At 62.1% G+C, this 19039-nt stretch carries 18 protein-coding genes; 12 read left to right on the plus strand and 6 right to left on the minus strand.

Translation table 11 applies throughout. From position 1 onward, the window contains the following. Positions 1 to 250: 250 nt before the first annotated feature. From AB6N07_RS07395 to AB6N07_RS07425, 7 genes are all read left to right on the plus strand, one after another. Entirely contained in the window at positions 251 to 1210 is a 960-nt protein-coding gene (locus AB6N07_RS07395; RefSeq protein WP_370676023.1) for an IS110 family transposase, read from the plus strand. 137 nt (positions 1211 to 1347) lie between these two features. Further along, positions 1348 to 1887 (plus strand): NAD(P)H-dependent oxidoreductase, encoded by a 540-nt coding sequence (locus tag AB6N07_RS07400; RefSeq protein ID WP_370677160.1) that lies wholly within the window; start codon positions 1348 to 1350, stop codon positions 1885 to 1887. A gap of 16 nt (positions 1888 to 1903) precedes the next feature. Beyond that, on the plus strand, positions 1904 to 2230 hold the full coding sequence (locus tag AB6N07_RS07405; protein ID WP_370677161.1) for a carboxymuconolactone decarboxylase family protein: 327 nt from the start codon (positions 1904 to 1906) through the stop codon (positions 2228 to 2230). A gap of 20 nt (positions 2231 to 2250) precedes the next feature. Then, positions 2251 to 3267 carry a zinc-dependent alcohol dehydrogenase family protein gene (locus AB6N07_RS07410; RefSeq protein WP_370677162.1) on the plus strand — a complete coding sequence of 339 codons (1017 nt, stop codon included), beginning with the start codon at positions 2251 to 2253 and terminating at the stop codon, positions 3265 to 3267. Positions 3268 to 3285: 18 nt separating this feature from the next. Next, positions 3286 to 3516, plus strand: coding sequence for a tautomerase family protein (locus AB6N07_RS07415; protein ID WP_370677163.1), 231 nt, complete (start codon positions 3286 to 3288; stop codon positions 3514 to 3516). Positions 3517 to 3675: 159 nt separating this feature from the next. After that, a complete protein-coding gene (locus tag AB6N07_RS07420) occupies positions 3676 to 4509 on the plus strand; it encodes a hypothetical protein (protein ID WP_370677164.1) in 834 nt (277 codons plus the stop codon). A gap of 152 nt (positions 4510 to 4661) precedes the next feature. Beyond that, entirely contained in the window at positions 4662 to 5081 is a 420-nt protein-coding gene (locus AB6N07_RS07425) for a cyclophilin-like fold protein (RefSeq protein ID WP_370677165.1), read from the plus strand. Here the strand turns inward: AB6N07_RS07425 and AB6N07_RS07430 are convergent. Then, entirely contained in the window at positions 5026 to 5952 is a 927-nt protein-coding gene (locus tag AB6N07_RS07430) for a LysR family transcriptional regulator (protein WP_370677166.1), read from the minus strand. The genes AB6N07_RS07425 and AB6N07_RS07430 overlap by 56 nt on opposite strands. Before the next feature lie 90 nt (positions 5953 to 6042). Between AB6N07_RS07430 and AB6N07_RS07435 the strand changes: the two genes are divergently transcribed. After that, complete coding sequence (locus tag AB6N07_RS07435; RefSeq protein ID WP_370677167.1) at positions 6043 to 7011, plus strand: nitrilase family protein; 969 nt, start codon at positions 6043 to 6045, stop codon at positions 7009 to 7011. Between the two features lie 177 nt (positions 7012 to 7188). On the opposite strand, the gene AB6N07_RS07440 is transcribed toward AB6N07_RS07435, so the two are convergent. Continuing rightward, a complete protein-coding gene (locus tag AB6N07_RS07440) occupies positions 7189 to 7902 on the minus strand; it encodes a DNA helicase (protein WP_370677168.1) in 714 nt (237 codons plus the stop codon). A gap of 241 nt (positions 7903 to 8143) precedes the next feature. On the opposite strand from AB6N07_RS07440, the gene AB6N07_RS07445 reads away from it, so the two are divergent. After that, positions 8144 to 8653 (plus strand): GNAT family N-acetyltransferase, encoded by a 510-nt coding sequence (locus AB6N07_RS07445; protein WP_370677169.1) that lies wholly within the window; start codon positions 8144 to 8146, stop codon positions 8651 to 8653. A 548-nt stretch (positions 8654 to 9201) separates the two neighbouring features. Here AB6N07_RS07445 and AB6N07_RS07450 read toward each other — a convergent pair. The 4 genes from AB6N07_RS07450 to AB6N07_RS07465 all read right to left on the minus strand — a co-directional run bounded on the left by AB6N07_RS07450 (position 9202) and on the right by AB6N07_RS07465 (position 14225). Next, positions 9202 to 10227 carry a LacI family DNA-binding transcriptional regulator gene (locus AB6N07_RS07450; RefSeq protein ID WP_370677170.1) on the minus strand — a complete coding sequence of 342 codons (1026 nt, stop codon included), beginning with the start codon at positions 10225 to 10227 and terminating at the stop codon, positions 9202 to 9204. Positions 10228 to 10704: 477 nt separating this feature from the next. After that, entirely contained in the window at positions 10705 to 12117 is a 1413-nt protein-coding gene (locus AB6N07_RS07455) for an L-fucose/L-arabinose isomerase family protein (protein WP_370677171.1), read from the minus strand. A 204-nt stretch (positions 12118 to 12321) separates the two neighbouring features. Continuing rightward, on the minus strand, positions 12322 to 12948 hold the full coding sequence (locus AB6N07_RS07460; RefSeq protein WP_370677172.1) for an RloB family protein: 627 nt from the start codon (positions 12946 to 12948) through the stop codon (positions 12322 to 12324). Continuing rightward, complete coding sequence (locus AB6N07_RS07465; protein ID WP_370677173.1) at positions 12945 to 14225, minus strand: ATP/GTP-binding protein; 1281 nt, start codon at positions 14223 to 14225, stop codon at positions 12945 to 12947. The genes AB6N07_RS07460 and AB6N07_RS07465 overlap by 4 nt, the downstream gene beginning before the upstream one ends. 537 nt (positions 14226 to 14762) lie before the next feature. Between AB6N07_RS07465 and poxB the strand changes: the two genes are divergently transcribed. From poxB to AB6N07_RS07480, 3 genes are all read left to right on the plus strand, one after another. Continuing rightward, a complete protein-coding gene (gene poxB / locus AB6N07_RS07470) occupies positions 14763 to 16484 on the plus strand; it encodes a ubiquinone-dependent pyruvate dehydrogenase (protein WP_370677174.1) in 1722 nt (573 codons plus the stop codon). Positions 16485 to 16761: 277 nt separating this feature from the next. Then, complete coding sequence (locus AB6N07_RS07475; RefSeq protein ID WP_370677175.1) at positions 16762 to 17934, plus strand: type II toxin-antitoxin system HipA family toxin; 1173 nt, start codon at positions 16762 to 16764, stop codon at positions 17932 to 17934. Next, on the plus strand, positions 17910 to 18911 hold the full coding sequence (locus AB6N07_RS07480; RefSeq protein WP_370677176.1) for a helix-turn-helix domain-containing protein: 1002 nt from the start codon (positions 17910 to 17912) through the stop codon (positions 18909 to 18911). The genes AB6N07_RS07475 and AB6N07_RS07480 overlap by 25 nt, the downstream gene beginning before the upstream one ends. The last annotated feature ends 128 nt before the right edge of the window (positions 18912 to 19039 follow it).

Consider the following 19039-nt stretch of genomic DNA (forward strand, 5'->3'; position numbering starts at 1 on the left):
GTTCGTCTGCGTTGTCTTAAGATGAAGGCGGCCTCTCCGGCCGGTTGGTTTGACGACCCCGGAGAGGCCGGTGGCAGGCGACCGTGCGGAGGATCGGGTTTTCACCCGTTGTCATCAAGGCTCCCTGCCATCTTCCATCATTCGCTTGGAGAGTTGATGGGGTCTCTGGGGGCTGACCCTTGCCGATCAGACCCACGCCCGAGAACAATCCGAAGCTCATGGTGGCCTAACTTGGGAAGGATAGCACATCATGACCTTTTTGCAGAAGGCTCCCGAGATCGTTCTGGGCTTCGATGTCTCCCAGGACACGCTGACGGTCTTCCAAGCCCTTTCCTCGTCTGCCTGTCCGAAGCCTTGCGTCATCGACAATACCGCCGCCGCCATCCGCCGCTTTCTGAAGAGTCTTGAGCGGATAGACCTTGCGGTCTGCGAGCCGACCGGTGGCCATGAGCATGTCCTTGTGGCCGAACTGATGGCCGCAGGCATTGCCTGCCACCGGGTGGATGCCTTGAAGGTAAAGGCTTTTATCCGCTCCTTCGGCACCCTGGCCAAGACGGACGCTCTCGATGCCGAAGCGCTGGCCCGCTACGGGCAGGATCGCTGGGATCGGCTTTCCCTCTTCCTGCCGAAAGAGGCCGACCAGAAGATCTTGACCGATCTGGTTGCCCGGCGCGAGGACCTGGTTGCCCTCAAGGTGGCCGAGCAGAACCGGGCAAGAGCGCCGGCCAGCAAGGTGATCAAGGCGTCCTGTGACGCCATCCTGCGGGCCATCGTCCGCCAGATCAAAGCCATTGAGGCGGAGACGAAGGCGCTGATCGACAGAACCCCGCAGCTCAAGGCTGCCTTCCGGGAAATGCAGAGCTTGCCCGGTGTCGGGTCGCTGACCGCGATCGCTCTTCTCGCCCACATGCCAGAGCTGGGCAGCCTGCAGCGAAGGCAGGCGGCCTCGCTGGCCGGCGTGGCCCCACACGCCAATGACAGCGGTCTGTTCAAGGGACACAGGACGATGCGCGGTGGACGCTCTGAGGTGCGTCGTCTCCTCTTCATGGCAGCCCTGGCCGCAAGCCACGCAAAGGGACCATTACGTGAGGTCTATCAACGCCTTGTTCAAAACGGAAAGAAGCCAATCGTCGCCATCGGAGCCCTCATGCGCAAGATCATCGTCATCCTCAATGCAAGACTGAGAGACCTCAATGCCCAACAGAGTTGATGACAGTTCTATATATATGTTTTTGTTATATAAATTGTCTTCTTCTGCGCAGGCAGAGGACCTCGGGCCGAAAAGGGCGAACGGCGAATATGGGGCTGCGTTGAAGGTCCGCGATTGCCACTTCCAGAAAGCCTCCCATGAAAACGCTTGTGATCGTTTCCCATCCCTATTTTGCCCGCTCCGCCGCCATCAAGGCGCTGCAACAGACCGCCGAGAGCCTGCCCGACGTGACGGTGCGCAACCTCGAAGCGCTTTATGGCGATGATACCGCCGCCTTCGACGTCGCCGCCGAGCAGCGGGCGGTGGAGGCGGCCGAGCGGATCGTCTTCCTGTTCCCGATCCACTGGTTCAATCTGACGCCGATGCTGAAGGCCTATCTGAACGAAGTCTGGAGCTATGGCTGGGCTTTCGGCCCCAACGGCACGGCCCTCAAAGGCAAGGCGTTGCAGGCCGTGGTGACGGCCGGCGCCACCGAGCACACCTACTCAGCCGAGGGGCTCATCGAGAGCACCATCGACGAGGTGCTGACACCGCTCAAAGCCAGTGCGCTTTATGTCGGCATGCGCTACCTGCCGCCGCTCGCTTTCTTCTCCGCCATGGGCGCCGACGCCAAGACCCTGGCTGGCTTTGAGTGGCAGCTCAAATGCGCCCTCGGCGAGCCGGCGCTGGCCGATTGATCAAGGAGACCCAAGCATGCCTCAGGAACAAAGCCCTGCCCGGAAGGCTTTCGGCGACATTGCCCCAGGGCTCGCCGATTTTACCGACAACGTGCTGTTCGGCGATGTCTGGAAGCGGCCCGGCCTTGCCCCGCGCGACCGCAGCCTCATCACCATCGCCACGCTGGTGGCGCTCTACCGGGTCAATGAATTGCCATATCATCTGAAACTCGGGCCGGAAAACGGCCTTGGTCGGGAAGAGATTGTCGAGATGATCACTCATCTCGCCTTCTACGCCGGCTGGCCGGCCGCCAACACCGCCATTTCTATCGCCCGCCAGGTGTTCGCGGACGCCGGCAAGTAAACGACAAGACGGAGGACATCATGAAAGCCACGGTTCTGCACGGCCCGCGCGACGTTCGCTTCGAAGCGGTTGCCATTCCCACCATCGAAAAGCCGACCGACGCCATTCTCCGCCTGTCGGCGACCTGCGTCTGCGGCTCCGACCTCTGGCCCTATCGCGGCATCCAGCCGGTGAACGAGCCGACGCGGATGGGTCACGAATATTGCGGCGTCGTCGTCGAAGTGGGCAGCGCGGTGACCACCGTGAAGCCGGGACAGTTCGTCATCGGCTCGTTCTTTGCCTCCGACAACACCTGCCCGGCCTGCCAGATCGGCTACCAGTCGTCCTGCGTCCACCGCGAGCTGGTGGGCAACGCCCAGGCCGGCATGCTGCGCGTGCCGCTGGCCGACGGAACGCTGGTAGCGACGCCCGACATGCCGTCGCCGTCGATGATCCCCGACCTCCTGACGCTGTCCGACGTGATGGGCACCGGCTGGTTCGCCGCCGAGGCGGCCGAGGTGGCGCCCGGCAAGACGGTGGTGGTGGTAGGCGACGGCGCCGTCGGCCTGCTCGCCGTGCTGTCGGCCAAGCTAAAGGGGGCAGGCCGCATCATCGCCATGAGCGGCCACCCGACACGGCAAGCGCTGGCCCGCGAGTTCGGCGCCACCGACATCGTGGCCGAGCGCGATGACGCCGGTGTCGCCCGCATCCTGGAGCTGACCGGCGGCGTCGGTGCCGACAGCGTGCTCGAATGCGTCGGCACCCAGGGCGCCTTCATGCAGGCGATCCGCAGCGCCCGCAAGGGCGGGCATGTCAGCTTCGTCGGCGTGCCGCATGGGGTGAAGCTCGACGGCTTCGAGCTGTTCTTCGCCCACATTCACCTGCATGGCGGCCCGGCGCCGGTGAGGCGCTTCCTGCCCGAACTGATCGATCTGGTCTGGACCGGCAAGATCCATCCGGGCAAAGTGTTCGACCTGGAACTGCCGATCGAGCAAGTGGCCGAGGCTTACAAGGCCATGGACGAGCGGCGGGCGATCAAGGCGCTGTTGCGCGTGTAATCAACGAAGGAGAAAACCATGCCGCATGTCGTCATCAAGATGATCGAGGGACGGGGCGAGGAGCAGAAGCAGCGCATCGCCGATCTGGTGACACAGGCGATCATGGACGGCGCCGGCTGCAAGGAAAGCTCCGTTTCCGTTGCCATCGAAGACGTGCCGGCCGATCAGTGGACCGCAGCGGTGTATCGGCCGGAGATCGAGCCGGTGCTCGAGACGCTCTACAAGAAGCCGGGGTACAAGCCGGAGTGAGGATGCGGCGGGCGGCGGGAGACGCCAATATTGGCGCCTTGGTTCTTCCGCTTGGCTCGCTACGTCTGCTACGGGTTCCGCTCACCACATAGGGTGTTGACTCTTCGGTATTTTCTTTCTTAGGTTGTATGTCGTCAAGCACGTTGGTATCTGAAAGCCATGTCAGAGTATGCCTTTCCGAAGGGGGTATTCGACCGGGGCAGAGCAGCTTTTCTGCTTCTGACGCTCGCCGTGACGCTTCTGCTCGCCGGGTGCGGCACCCCGCCGCGCACCTTATTTGCGCGCTTCACCATGGAAGTAGAGACGCCGGAAGGGCTAAGAACTGTCTCGACGGTGGCGAAATACAGCATCGGTCCGAACGATGGTTTTCTAGCCGGCTTGAGTATGACAGAAGTTTACACGATGTTCTGGGGCGAAGCCGCCATGGTGGACCTCGGCGACAGAGGTATTCTTTTCTGTACGATAGGGGGTGACTACGAGCGTGCCCATCAAAGCTTAGCTCTGTGGGATTTTGCTCTCAGGCTTTTCCCCCGGGAGGGCAGCAAAGATCAACTGGCCGCGCACCTTGACGATCTGATCCGGACTCACCCAAAGACAACAGTGTCCAACGCACAGCTTCCGCTGTTGATCCGCTTTCGGGATCTGGCTGATCCAATGACGGCGGAGCGTATCGATCCGAACGATCTGGAGGCGAGCTTCGGTTCCGGCGTGCGGATCGCCCGAAGCGAGTTTGAAATCTTGCAGACGCCAGAACTGCGCTGGTGGCAGTGGTTTTCGCCGCCACCGGAAATTCCGATCACCAAAGCTATCCAAGCAAGGCTTCCCTGGTTGTCGCTTCCGGTCGAAGCGCTCGATTTAAAGTTAGCGCGGCCAAAGTATTTCAGCCTGAATGCTGCCAAGAAGGTCACCGATCATCTGTCGGCGGGTTCCTTCATCTATCCGGACTCTCTCAGGGAAGTGCGCGAGCAAACGCCAACGGATACCGATCACTGATTGCCGATCCCGGCGGCGCGGGGATGACGGCTTATAGCTCTCTTTCCTCGGTATAATTCTGTCATCCTCGCGAAGGCGAGGAGCTCAGCACGACAAGGGCGAGCGGCTTAAATCAGCCGCCCCCTTTTCCCTAACCCCATCACGGAGCCAGCATGAACGGCATCCAGAAAACTCTCGGCTTGCCGGTGGCGCTGGCTGTCGGGCTCTCAGGTCCCGCCGTTGCGGCCGAACGGATCCGCATCGCCTCGGAGTGGGGCAGCGTGACCGCGACGCTCAGCGACAACGCGGCGGCGAAGGCGCTTGCCGCCATGCTGCCGCTCACCATCGATATGAGCGACCACATGCGGCAGGAGAAGACCGGCGCGCTGCCTCAGCCGTTGCCGGAGGTCGCCCGTCAGCGCGATTTCAGGCCGGGAACGCTGGGCCTGTGGAGCGATGGCGACTTCGTCATCTACTACCGGTCGGGCCGCGTTCCGTCGCCCGGCATCGTCTGGCTCGGCGAGGTGACGGGTGACGTCACGATGTTCGACCGTCCCGGCGAGGTGACGGTGCGGGTGGAGAAGGTGGAGTAGAGCCCGCCGCTTGGCCGACATGCTCCACGAATCTTTTCAGCAGCGGGTTGCTGTCGGCGGTGCGCCAGCAGAGGCCGACCGGCCAACTGGCGCCGTTGCCGGTGAGACGCCGTTGGCGCGCGCGGCCGCCCAGCGCCTCGACACCCTGCCAGGGCAGGAGCGCCGCGCCGAGGCCGGCGGCCACCACGGCGTGCACGGTGAGGATGTCGTCGGCCTGCTGGATGACGCGTGGCCGGAAGCCGGCGCCGGCGCACCAGGCGGCGATCTGTGCGTCAAGGCCGGGACCGCGCCGGGCGGCCAGCGCCACGAAGCCGAGGGCGTTCAAGTCATCCAGCCGGTCGGGCGGCGGCAGGACGACGCCGTGCGGCACCACCAACGCCAGATGCTCGGTGATGACGGGGCGGAAGGAGAGGTCGCCGCCGGCCTCGGGAGCGCGGCAGAAGCCGACGTCGAGCCGGCTGGCCAGAAGGCGTTCGTGCTGCTCACGCGAGGCCATGTCGTTAAGGGTGATCTGACAATCGGGCACAAGCTGGCGGAAGCCGGCGATCAGCGCCGGCGCGGCGATCAGCATGGAGATGCCGAAGCCGATGTCGAGCTGGCCGGTGAGGCCGGCACTGGCGCGCCTTAACCGGGCGTCGGCCTCGCCGCTCATCGCCAGCAGCGGCCGCGCTTCGGCCAGCAACACCTCGCCGAGGGCGGTCGGCTTGGCGCCATGCCGGCCGCGCTCGAGCAGCACGCCGCCGACGGCAGATTCCAGCGCCTGGATCTGCTTGGTCAGCGTCGACTGGGTGACGCAGAGCTTGGCCGCCGCCTTGCCGTAATGGCCGCTGTCGACGAGTTCGACGAAGGCGCGCAGGAGTTTCAGATCCATTCGATTACCGACTAATTTCAGGATAATTTGTCATTTTACAGATGGAACGCAACAAGAGCAAGCTCACGGCCACTCAACAGGGGGGCGACCATGACGCTCAAGGTTTCCAGTGCGCAGTTCCAGCACCGCGCCAATGACAAGGCCTATAACCTCTCGCGCATCGCCGACTTCACCGAGGCGGCGCTGGAGAAGGGTAGCCAGCTGGTGGTGTTTCCCGAGATGTGCATCACCGGCTATTGGCACGTGCCGAAGCTGGATGAAGCGGGCCTGCGGGCGCTGGCCGAGCCGCTCGACGGCCCATCGATCACCGCAGTCGGCGCGCTGGCCCGGCAGCGCGGCATCGCCATCGGCGCCGGTTTCCTGGAGCTTGCCGACGATGGCGCGCTCTACAACGCTTATGCGGTGTGCCTGCCGGATGGCGCGGTGCATTGCCACCGCAAGCTGCACGCCTTCGAGCACCGGCTGATTTCAAGCGGCGACCGTTACACGGTGTTCGACACGCCCTGGGGTATCCGGGCCGGCATTCTGATCTGCTGGGACAACAACCTCGTCGAGAACGCCCGGGCGACGGCGCTGATGGGGGCCGAGCTGCTGATCGCGCCGCATCAGACGGGTGGCTGCAACTCGGTGAGTCCCTTGGGCATGAAGCACATTCCATTGGAGACATGGGCGCGCCGGCATGACGACCCCGCCGCCATCGCGGCGGAAATCCGTGGGCCCAACGGCCGGCAATGGCTGATGCGCTGGCTGCCGGCCCGCGCCCACGACAATGGCCTGTTCATCGTCTTCAGCAATGGCATCGGCCAGGACGAGGACGAAGTGCGCACCGGCAACGCCATGATCCTCGACCCCTACGGCCGGATCATCGTCGAAACCGCCGCGGCGGCGGACGCCCTGGTCAGCGCCGATCTCGACCTTGCGCTGCTCGACAAATGCACCGGCCAACGCTGGCTGCGCGGCCGGCGACCGGAGCTCTATGGCATCCTGACGGCGCCCCGGCCGGACAACCTCAAGCCGCTGGAGGCGCGGTTTTCTCAGGCGCCGACGCGGGCGGGCTGATAGTGCATGCGGCCGCCGCGATGCGCTCCGCAGCGCGGCGGCCGATCGCGGGGTATACCAAGATGCATTGAAAATGCCTCTTGGTATTCTGCTTGCCGATTTCTCATGCCCCTGATGCAAATGAGAAATCGGCAATGGCTCAATGAGCGGATGCGTCAGCATCTTCGCGAATTGGTATTACGCCACGTTTTGGAACTGCGCCTCGCCGTTGTGCAGGAAGCAGGCCTTGGTGAACAGGCCGAGGTCGACGAGGTTGGGCAGGCGGATGTCGCCGATATCGGGCAGGCGCTTGGCGTCGGGATCGAAGGCGCGGTCGATCTGCGAGATGAAGCCGACGATGAGGCCGGTGCTCTGGGCATAGGCGCTGAGCGCCGCCACCTGGTCGGCCAGCGTCGGCTTGCTGCGCTGCTGGTCGAGGATCTGCAGGTAATCGATCACCGCCACCGTTCCCGGCGCTGCGTCCGAGAGGTGGGCGATGATGGTGTCGGCGCTGATCGCCTCGCTGGTGACCACCTCCACTTGGTCGGCGGCGCCGAGCGGCGGCTTTTCCAGCTGGCGCAGGTGGCTACGCGCCTGCGGCTCAGTGAATTCCAGCGTGAACAACACGGCGCGGCGGCCGGTGCGCGCCGCGTCGAGCAGCAGTCGCAGGCCGAGCAGCGTCTTGCCATGGCCGGGGCGGCCGGCCATCAGCAACAGGTCGCCGGTCTCGAGCCGGGACAGGATGGTCTCCGACAGCGAGCCGGTGGCGATCCGGGCGGACAGAAGGCTCCAGCGGGCAAAGCCTTCCTCACGGGCGATCGTGTCGAGGGCTTCATGAAGCGGCAGGTTGCCGGCCTTGGCCATCAGCTTGGCGCGGCGTTTCAGCTGGAAAATGGGGGCGGAAAGTTTCATCGCGACCTCCGAAACGAGCCAAAACGCAACCCCTCCGCATGCGACGCTCGAACAGATGGTTCGGCCTGTGACAGTCACCCCGCATGTGCAATGCTTCCCCGAATGGAGGGGGGAGGCGCGGGCCACGCCTTGGCCCCGAAGTTAGCGAGCGCGGCGATTCCCGGCAAGCGGGGACGGTACTCGCCGAGCGATTTCAGCTTGCGCCGCGCGGTGGCTCAGGGTTGATAGGTCGGCCCGCTCCATGAGCGCCGCCAGTGAGACAGGACTTGATGTGATTGCCTTCAGACCGATGCGGGACAGTGAATATCCCGCCTATCTCGATTATTTCATTGCCGACTACGCGGCGGAAATCGCCGCCAACTATCGGCTCTCGCAGGAGGCGGCGCTCTCGCAGGCCCGGCGAGATATCGAGGCTGGATTGCCCAATGGCGTGCGCACCGCCGGTCAGGTTCTGATCTGCCTGATCGATCCGTCGGCGACCGCCGAGAAGCTGATCGGCTATCTCTGGTACAAGCCGGACGCGGCGATGCGCTCGGCCTTCATCACCGATTTTCACATCCTCGCCGCCCATCAGGGGCGGGGCCTCGGCAAGGCGGCGATGGGCCTTCTCGAGCGTGACCTCAAAGCCAAGGGCTTCACGCAGATCAAGCTCAGAGTGGCCGGCGACAATGCCCGCGCCCGGCATGTCTATGAAGCGACCGGTTTCCACGTGACCGGCATCAACATGAGCAAGGTGATCGGCGAGGAGTAGGGCGTCGATCTAAATAATTGTTTTATATATAAAACTGTCATTCTCTGCGCAGGCAGAGAACCTCAGGCCGAAAGACGCAATGAGGAAAATATCCGGCGCCCATTGTCCTTGGAGCGCGATATCGGCGTTGCGCCCCATCCTGCCCGAGATCCTCTGCCTGCGCAGAGGAGGACAGCATGATGGCAGCGATCTCTAGCCGCTATCCGACTGTTTTATATAGAGGAAACAAAGGGATAGGTTGGCGCCCTGGCGTTGGCTTTGCCCCCGGGATGGCTGCCGTTACGACGGATAAGCTGCTGATTCAAATATATAAAACTGTCCTCCTCTGCGCAGGCAGAGGATCTCAGGCCGAAAAGGGCAATGAGGGAAATATCCGGCGCCCGTTGTCCTTGGAGCTCTATATCGGCGTTGCGCCCCATCCTGCCCGAGATCCTCTGCCTGCGCAGAGGAGGACAGCATGATGGCAGCGATCTCCAACCGCTATCCGATTGTTTTATGTTGAGGGAACAAAGGGATGGGCTAGGCGCCCTGGCCCAGGAGTAGCTACCCTACGGCAGATTATCCCTCAGGAAGATCTCGATGCGGATGGCTTCCTGGCCTTCGATCAGCGGCGTGCCTTCGATCATCGAGCGGAGCACGCGGATGGCGCTGCGGATTTCGTGGCCGGGGTCCTGGTTGATGACGGCGTGGATCAGGCCGCCTTCCAGCGCGGCGCGGGTGTCGTCGTTGAGTTCGTGCGCCACGACCACCGGGCGCGCTTCCGCCGGCAGCTCGGAGAGCACGTCGAGAATGCCGTCGATGCCGGCGCCGATGTTGTAGAGGCCGACGATGTCGCCCTCGCGGGTGAGGCAGGCCTTGAGCGCCTCGCGCGTGGCGTCGCGCTCGTCGCGGCCTTCCAGCGTCAGGGTGGCCTTCAGATGCGGGAATTGCGTGCTGATCACCTGGCCGAAGCCGAGGCGGCGCTCGACGTGGTCGCGCACCAGCATGGAGCCGGCGACGACGACGATCTTGCCCGGCTTGCCGGCGAGGAACTGGCCGATCAGGCTGGCGGCGGTGCGGCCGGCCGCCACGTTGTCGATGCCGACATAGCGATGGCGGGGAAAGCGCGGCGCATCCGACACCAGGGTGACGACGGGGATGCTGGCGGCGTTGAGGCGGCAGAGTTCGGCCCGGACGGCCGCCGACTCGGTGGCGACCAGCGCCACGCCGGCCACCTTCTCGGGTTCGAGCGCACGCAGCGCCGCCGCCAGCGCATCGCCATCGAACGGCGGCACGGAGACGACGTCGATCTCGACGCGCTCGCCGGCCAGCCGCTGGCCCGCCTCGCGCGCTTCCGCTTCCAGGCGGCGCATGAAGGCGTTGGCGCCTTGGGGAATGACGAAGACGAAGGCGTGATTGCGTTTGCGCGCCAGCGCCGCCGCCGATGCGTCGCGCACGAAGCCCAACTTGTCGACCGCCGCCTTCACCCGCTCGGCCGTGGCCGGCCGCACGCCGGGGCGTTCGTTGAGCACGCGATCCACGGTGGCAATGCCAACGCCGGCAGCGCGCGCGACATCGTGGACGGTTGGACGCATGAGGACTCCTGGAAACGTAAATTCTACTCAGGCGGCCGACTAGCGCGACTTTCTGTGCTTGCCGTGCTCACGGGCTGTTTTCTAAGGCGCAACTCCGGACGCAAAACCGCAAGGGCACTTTTGCTGGAGTTGCTCGAAGTCCGTTCCGCTCCGGTTCTCGAAAGCCACGCTATTCGACTCGCCTGAGCGAATTTCCGGCGGGTCGATAAACTTGATCAACAAATTCCACTTATAGCCCGCCCGTTGTCAACTCCGGGCGAGAACATATCAACCAAACCAAGGAGATAACGTTCCCGGCAGCGCGTGCCGCCGGAAACGCTGATGCCAATTGAGACGCAGAGCCTGAGTCAAAATTCGCTGGGGTGCGGCAGATAGCAACGAACTTGAGAACCGGAGCGGAGCGAACTTAATGTTCGTGAGCACCGGAAGCGCAGAGTTCTAAGCTAGCTACCCGCCCCAGTAGAATTTTGGACAGGCTCATTCGTGGACGTACATGTCCCAGCCCAAGTACTTGCTGGCCGCTTCCGTGACCGCCGCGGCCGAGTTGGAGAAGTTGGTCGCCACGTGGTGCTCGAAGGAGTTCTCGCAGATGTAGCGCAGGAGCTTCTGCAGGTTGGGGATGTTCACCACGCCGGCACCGCCGAAGGTGTTCAGCGGATCGTCGGTGAACGAGCCCTGGCCGGTGTAGCCCTTGATCTTGCCCGAGAAGTCGTCGGTCGACAGACGCAGGAAGGTCATGGCGCCAGACTTCACCTTGCCGTCCAGCGTGCCGTGGGTGTTCTCGGCGCCCACCGTGCCAGCGATGATCTGCTGGTAGTCCATCTTCACGCCTTCGTTGAAGAAGTGCTTGGGCAGGTTCGAACAGTGGAAGCAGACGGCCTTGTTGGGGTCGCCACCGTAGTTGTTGTTCCAGTCGAGCAGCGCCGACGGCGTCTCGCTGGCCAGACCCAGGGCATACATCGACAGCGAGCCGAGCGTATCGACCTCGCAGGCCGACGGCAGCAGCTTCTGGCTCATCATGCTCATGACGGTGCAGGGCACGATGCCGAAGAACTCTTCCATGCTGGTCCAGCACTGCACGGACGTGATGGTGAGGCGGTTGGTCTCCACCCAGTTGTCCAGCACGGCGCCGAGCTTGGACATCTTGATGAGGGCGGCGTGCGGCGTGTTGCCGACGGGCACATAGGCCTTGATCTCGGCGAGCTTGGCCTGAACCGAGGCGTCATCGTCCTTGAGCTTGCCGATGCGGCCGAGCACTTCGGAGAGGTCCAGCGTATCAACGGTGATGCCGGAACGCTCCAGCAGCTTTTCCGAATAGCGCACGGTGTTGAAGGCGGCCGGGCGGGCACCGACGGCACCGACGCGCAGGTTCTTGAAGCCACCGACAACGCGGCAGACGGCGGCGAACCACTTGAGGTCGGCCTCGAACTCGGCGGAGTCGGGCGCCTCGGTGTGCAGCGTGGTCAGCGAATACTTGATGCCATACTGCTGCAGATTGTTGCAGATCGACATCTTGCCGCAGAAGCTGTCGCGGCGATGGGTGATGGCCATCTTGCCGGCTTCGTCGGGCGTCGCCTGGATCAGCACGGGCACGTTGAGGTTGGCAAGGCGCAGGGCGTCGGCAAGGCCGCGCTCTTCACCGAAGTTCGGCAGGGTGATGATGATGCCGTCGATCTCGGCGGCGTGCTTCTTGAACAGCGCGGCGCAGATCTCGGCTTCCTTGTAGGTTTCCACCGCGCCATGGGCGGTTTCCTCAGGCGATACGACGATCGCCTTATAGCCCTGCTTCTCCAGAGCGGCGATCATCTCCAGGCGGCCGCTGGCGGCCAGATGGCTGGGGAAGAATCCACGGTTTCCGACGATCACGCCGAAGGTCATTTGCTTGGGCATCAGGCTTTCCTCCGATTTCGCTTGAAAGTTTTGAGGTACGTTACCGGAAAGGATAAGGTGAGTTTTCCGGTAGGGAATTAAGGATAATTGAGGGGATTCAAGCGAGTTGTGATGAGCGTACATCAAGGGGAGGGGGGAGGCAAGGGCGGGGGAGGGCAATGCGAGCGAGGCAAGTAAGTAGGTTCACGCTAGGTGAACGTTACTTCATCTCACTCGAATGCGCCGGGTTAGCTCGTAAACCGTAGTAAATGGTGGCCCAGGTGGGGTTCCTTCGTCCTTTCGCCTGGCCAGTTGCCGCTCGGCTCGTTGCTCGGCCTCGACAATCAGATCCATTAACTTGGTGCAGTCGGTTGTCTTTCGTTTTGAGCGGTCATAATCGCGGCATAAAGTTTCCAGATGCCGTTGGACATCGTGCCTATGGTCAGGTCGATCAAAATCCTGGAAATGAAGAATTAGCCAAAGCTCAAAACAAGGATCCGAAAATGCCACCCCGACCTTGGCGGCTCGGCACTTCGAAATTGCTTCTGTGACGTTGGGATGTTCATCTCGATCGAACACCGCCCAGAACTCATCATACCTAGTATACGATTGGTTGCGCCCTTGTCGTCGCGCCGTTCGGGCAGCTAGTGCTGCCTCATTGGCGATGGTGAGGGGGACCCCGGCGCCACCTATTATTTCCACGTCCACGACCACACTCCGGAAAGTGCGTCTCATCTCTTCAAAATAATCCCGCTCCGTTTTTTCTCCCTCAGTATAGATTATAATCCTTGGCTTCGGTGTTTTTGTTTCGACCTTGCGGCGAAGAGGCCTAAATCGACGTGACTCGCTCATGATGCTTTGCCACCCACTAATGCATTCAGGTCGCCGGCGAATGGTATGGCCCCAAAACGCCCTTCGAGATAACCTTTTCCGAATTTATCAGTCGGTCTGAGCTTGAAGTCGGCAAGCGAGAAGATGTGAGACGAACCAGTGCCGTCTTTCTCGCAGAACCAAATTTGGTCTCGTCGCAGATGGCCGCAGGCTAGCAAATTGGTGTCGTGAGTGGTCGCTATAAGTTGTGCGCCGCGTGGATTGTATTCTTTGTTTGTAAAAAGCTCTATTATTTGTTCGGCGACTAGAGTATGCAAACTGGCATCTAGTTCGTCTACAATTATTAGCGTTCCTTTGTCTAACGCTCTAAGAATCTTGCTTATTAAAATAAGAAGACGTCTGGTACCAGAACTTTCTTGTTGCAGTGGTAGGGAGTATTCTTTTTTTGTTCCTTGATGGATTAGCTGTATCTCTACGTCTTTTTCATTTGTGTTAGGGTCTGGAGCGATTTCATCCCCTAAATATTTACGCAGAACTGAGCGAAACTCCGTGTTGAAATTCTTAACCTCGTCCGTAATTTCTTTTTCGTGTTGCTCTAGTCCAACAATCCCCGTACCGGTATCCTGCAAAAAGCTGATGGCTCGGGCGTCAATTTGCCCTTTCTTGAATGTATTCGAAATATTGGCGGCAGACACCTCCAGATTACTGCTATATGTACAGTTACGGAAAAAGGTTGCGATTCTTGAGAGTTCCTCATGATCGTTTTGGGTTGCTGTGGAAATAAAAAGGCTGTTGTTTCGCATGAATTCAACAAGGGTTTTCTTCGCGCCAGCCATGCTCTGGCCAAAGGTGACCATTTTTCCTTCCCGCTCATAAAGCTTCCTTCGCTTTCCTTCAGGAAACGCGTAGAGCCATTCGGTGAGGAAACTCTCGTCGTCGCAAGTGAATCCGAAAATAAAGCGCGTTCCGTCAACGACAAACTCGGCTTCACAGTGCGAGGGGGTCATCCGAATCTCTTCATCAAGGGCAAATGGCTTTCTGGGGACCCCCCCGTCAGGGGATCCCTGACTATGGGAGTGTAGGATAGCGCTTCGCATAAAGGTGAAGGCTCGGACAAAATTGGTTTTACCTGAAGCATTTGCCCCGTAGATCAAAGTCGCGGGGACCGCTTGAAATTCAGGCGTCCCCGGAATGGGCATGAGGCCATCTTCCCTGCCCTTGAGCTTGCTTGCCACAAGGGAAAGTTCTTGAACTCCAGCAAAGGACAGAAAATTGCCTGTCTCGAAGCGTAACAGCATGATTGGCCTCCAAATACCCTGATGCCCATGACTTAAGCATCAAATATGCTTTTTTTTCACAAATGTGAGCCCTAAAATATGTGGTATTGCGATTTATCCCGTTGACGGGCGTCTTGGAAGGTGGCCCCCATCCAGTGGACGACTGTCACAGCCGTTGCCGCTTGAAATCCGGGTCGAGGTCGGCGGCGATCCGCTAGCGTCTTCCGCATCTCACAAAGGGGGACGCAATATACCATCGATCACCGCGCTTATACTCGCGTCCAAAACCTCCCACACGTTCCGTACAATCCTCCGCCCCTAACCCCTGCTACCTTTCCCCTCCCACACGCCCGGCCCGTAGAACCCGTTGGCTTGGCGTTCGTTCTGTCATGGTCTTGGTTTATCGATTGAATTCTGGCTTTTGGCCTGTTGCGCTTCCGGGGCTGCCCCAATTCGGCGCGTTTTGCGGCGGTAGGCTGAAGGGATTGGGCGGTGGGTCAGCGGCCTCGGCGGGTTGGCTCTGCTGCCGCTAGCACGTCTTGCAAGAAAGGTTCTCTCATGACCGAATCCATTGCCCACTACATCGCCCGCTTCCTTGGCGAGGCCGGCGTTAAGCGCATTTGGGGCGTGACCGGCGATAGCCTCAACGGGCTCAGCGACAGCTTGCATCGGCTCAAGCAGATCCGCTGGATGGGCACGCGGCATGAGGAGGCGGCGGCGTTCGCGGCTGGGGCCGAGGCGCATATTACCGGCGAACTGGCGGTGTGCGCCGGATCGTGCGGGCCGGGCAATCTGCATCTGATCAACGGGTTGTTCGATTGCCAGCGCAGCCATGTGCCGGTGCTGGCCATTGCCGCCCACATTCCGTCATCGGAAATCGGCTCCGGCTATTTCCAGGAGACGCATCCGCAGGAACTGTTCCGCGAGTGCTCGGTTTATTGCGAGCTGATCACCAACCCCGACCAGATGCCGCGCGTGCTGGAAGTGGCCGTGCGCACCGCCATCGCCAAGCGCGGCGTCGCCGTCATCGTGCTGCCCGGCGATATCGCCCTGAAGCCGATGCCGGAGGGCGTCGACATCCGCTGGCAGGCGCCGGAGCCGGGCCGGGTCGTTCCGTCTGAGCGTCAGGTCGACGCGCTTGTGGCGCTGCTGAGGTCCAGCGCCAAGGTGACGCTGCTGTGCGGCGCCGGCTGCGCCGATGCCCATGACGAGGTGGTGGCGCTGGCCGAGCGGCTGAAGGCGCCGATCGTTCATGCCCTGCGCGGCAAGGAATTCGTCGAGCACGACAACCCCTATGATGTCGGCATGACCGGCCTGATCGGCTTTTCCTCCGGCTATCACGCCATGGGGGCGGCCGACACGCTGCTCATTCTGGGCTCGTCCTTCCCCTATCGCGCCTTCTATCCGGCGGGCGCCAAGATCGCCCAGGTGGACAGCCGGCCGGAAAGCCTCGGCGCCCATACCCAGATCGATCTGGGCATCGTCGGCGACGTCAAGGCGACGGTGACGGCGCTGCTCGCCAAGCTGCCGGTCAACAGCGACGACGCTTTCCTCAAGACGGCGCTGGAGCACTATGCCAAGGCGCGCCAGGGGCTGGACGATCTCGCCACCGACGATGGCGAAAAAGGCCAGATCCATCCGCAATATCTCGCCCGGCTGATCAGCGAGAAGGCGGCGGACGATGCCATCTTCACCTGCGACGTCGGCACGCCCACCGTCTGGGCGGCGCGCTATATCACCATGAACGGCAAGCGGCGGCTGGTCGGCTCGTTCAGCCACGGCTCGATGGCCAATGCCCTGTCGCAGGGCATTGGGGCGCAGGGTATCGATCCGAACCGCCAGGTGGTGGCGCTGTGCGGCGACGGCGGCTTTGCCATGCTGATGGGCGAGATCCTGACGGTGCGCCAGCTCGATCTGCCGCTGAAGATCTTCATCGTCCACAATCGCTCGCTCGGCTTCGTCGCCATGGAAATGAAGGCCGGCGGCTATATTTCCGACGACACCGACCTCAACAGCCCGGACTTCGTCAAGGTGGCCGAAGCGATCGGCATCAAGGGCATCCGCGTCGACGACGCCAAGGCGCTGCCGGCGGCGATCGACGAGGCCTTTGCAACGCCCGGCCCGGTGCTGGTGGATGTGATGACCGCCAAGCAGGAACTGGTCATGCCGCCGCAGATCAACCTCGAACAGGCCAAGGGCTTCTCGCTCTACATGATGCGAGCGATCCTGAACGGCCGGGGCGACGAACTGATCGAACTGGCCAAGACGAACTGGCGGTGATTGGCTGAAATTGCCGCGCAAACGCGCGGGTGGCGGCCCTGCCGCCGCCCGAAAATGGCTGGTGATTATCTAGTCAGCGATTCAATCATGGCTTCATAGTCGCGTTAGGTGCTGGATTTTTGCTTGGAAATGAATTTCTAACTGCTCTGTCTTTTCCTTATCCGCTGCTATCAATTCAAAGATTGATTCATCGTATCGATTGCCGCTTGAATTAAGATATGGCTTCATTCTGGCGCTATGTGGTATCCTTCAAGGCAGTCATTGAAGGCATAATTGCATGGCTCTGAGAGGCGCCGATATTCTGTTCAAGGATGAGCTGGCCGGAACGTTGGTCGAAACGGCCAATGGCGGCACGCGCTTTACCTATCGCGCCGACTGGCGCGGCGGCGATATCGCCTGCTGCCTTCCGTTCCTCCGGCGCGAGCATGAGTGGCCGGTTGGGCTGCATCCCTTCTTTCAGAATATTGGTTCGGAAGGCTGGCTTCGGCAACAAAAGGCCCGGGCGGCGCATGTCGTCGAGGACGATGACCTTGGGTTGCTGCTGCGCTATGGCGCCGATTGCATCGGGGCGGTCAGCGTTCGCCCTCCCGACGATGCCGGGGCGCTGCCCGAGATCACCGAGGCCACTGTGAACCCCGGCCGAACGGTTTCGGGTGTTCAAAGGAAGCTGCTGGTCGCAAGGGGCGCGGACAGCCGCTTCGTTCCGGCGGCGGCGACAGGCCCGGCGCCCTATATAGCCAAGTTCAATTCCGAGAGGATCGGCAGCCTCGTTCGCAACGAGGCCCTCAGCCTCAGGTGGATGGCCGCCGTGCTCGGCAAGACGGAGGTGACGGCGTTCACCACGGCCTTGATTTCCGATCTCGGCGAGATCGCGCTCGTGGTGACGCGCTTCGATCGGGCGCCGGATGGCGGCAAGCTGCGCCTCGAGGATTGCGCCCAGATCCTGCGAAAGCCGAGAGGGCAGGACTATACCGGCAAGTACGATGCCGCCTATGAGGACGTGGCCTCGATCATCGAGAGGTATTCATCGCGGCCGCAAATCGACCTCGCGCGCTTCTTCAAGCGCCTGATCGCCTTCGTCCTGATTGGCAATTGCGACGCCCACCTCAAGAACTTCTCCCTGCTCGAAACGCCTGATGGCCTACGCCTGTCGCCGGCCTATGACGTGGTGAACACCGCGCTTTATGACGGTTTCGACCAGTTGTTGGCGCTGTCGATTGGCGGCCGGCGATTGCAGTTGGAGGCGGCCGATCAGGCGGTTTTCAGGGCCTTCGGCAAGGAAATCGGCCTGCCGGATCGGGTCGTGGATCAGACCTTCAAGGATCTAAAACGCGGCGTCGAGCGGGCGGCATCCGTCATCCAACCGCCGGACGCCGAGCCCGAGGATGGCTTCACCCACCGCTTCAAGGAGATCGTGGACCGCTCATGTCTCAGACTTCTCCCAGCATAGCACCGCTCGCCTGGCCGCGCCTCGTCGAGGAGGCCTTGCGCCGCCGCAAGGCGGAGGGGCTGACGCAGAAGGAGCATGCGGCTCTCTCCGGCGTCAGTCATCCGACCATGGCGGCCTTCGAGCGCGGCGAGACCACCCTGACGCTGGCGAAAGCGATGGACATCCTGCGCGTGGTCGGTCTGGTGGACGAGCCCCGGCCGGAGGACGCGCAGACGCGCTTTGTGCGCGAGGCTTTCGAGCGCTGGCAGACCCTGGTGGCGCCGCTCGCTCCGGATGCGCCGGCCCGCTTCCCGAACGGCTGGTTCCGGGTCGACTATTGGCTTGAGGGCGATCTCAAGACGCCTGATATCGCCGCCTTCGGGCGCCTTCTCGAAAAGGCCGTCGTGGCGAAGACCGGCTGGCCGCCATTCTGGATGCCGACGCGGGATGCCACTCGGCCGCGCGAGGTGGACGGGCTGATCGAATGCTGGCTGGCGCCGCCTGATGACACCGAGCGCGTCTTCAACGACCCCGCGCATAGCGATTTCTGGCGGGCTGCGCCATCGGGGCGAATGGTGCTGATGCGCGGCTATCAGGAAGACGGCGCGGACACGTTCCCGGCCGGCGCTATCCTCGACACGACCCTGCCGCTCTGGCGGATGGGCGAGGTGCTGTTGCACGCCGAAAGGCTGGCGTCCCTCCTCAAAAAGGATGCGGACAGCCGCGTGACGGTGCATTTCCGCGCCCTGTTCACGGGGCTGAGCGGCCGCGTTCTTCGCCCCTGGGCGAACCCGCTGAGCGATCTCATCGTCCAGGGCCATGCGGCGCAGAGCGATGAGGCGATGCTGGAGGCGGAGATCCCGGCCGCCGACATCGAGGGGCGGCTCGCCGAGCACTTGCTGCCGCTGATGGCCTCACTCTACGAGCGCTTCGGCGTTGCCGGCCTGTCGCCCGGCCGGGTTGAGGCTGAGGTGGGTGGTTTGCTCAACGGTCGATAAGGCGGCGGCGCCCGCCGGAATTGCAGCATCCTCCATATCGTTGCGGTACCTGTCACTACTCATCGACAGGTGTCCTGCGGTATGGTGAGGATAACGATCATAGAGGTCGCCGCGTGAAGCGGACAACA

It is taken from the genome of Pleomorphomonas sp. PLEO, assembly GCF_041320595.1.
In the GTDB taxonomy this organism is placed as follows: Bacteria; Pseudomonadota; Alphaproteobacteria; order Rhizobiales; family Pleomorphomonadaceae; genus Pleomorphomonas.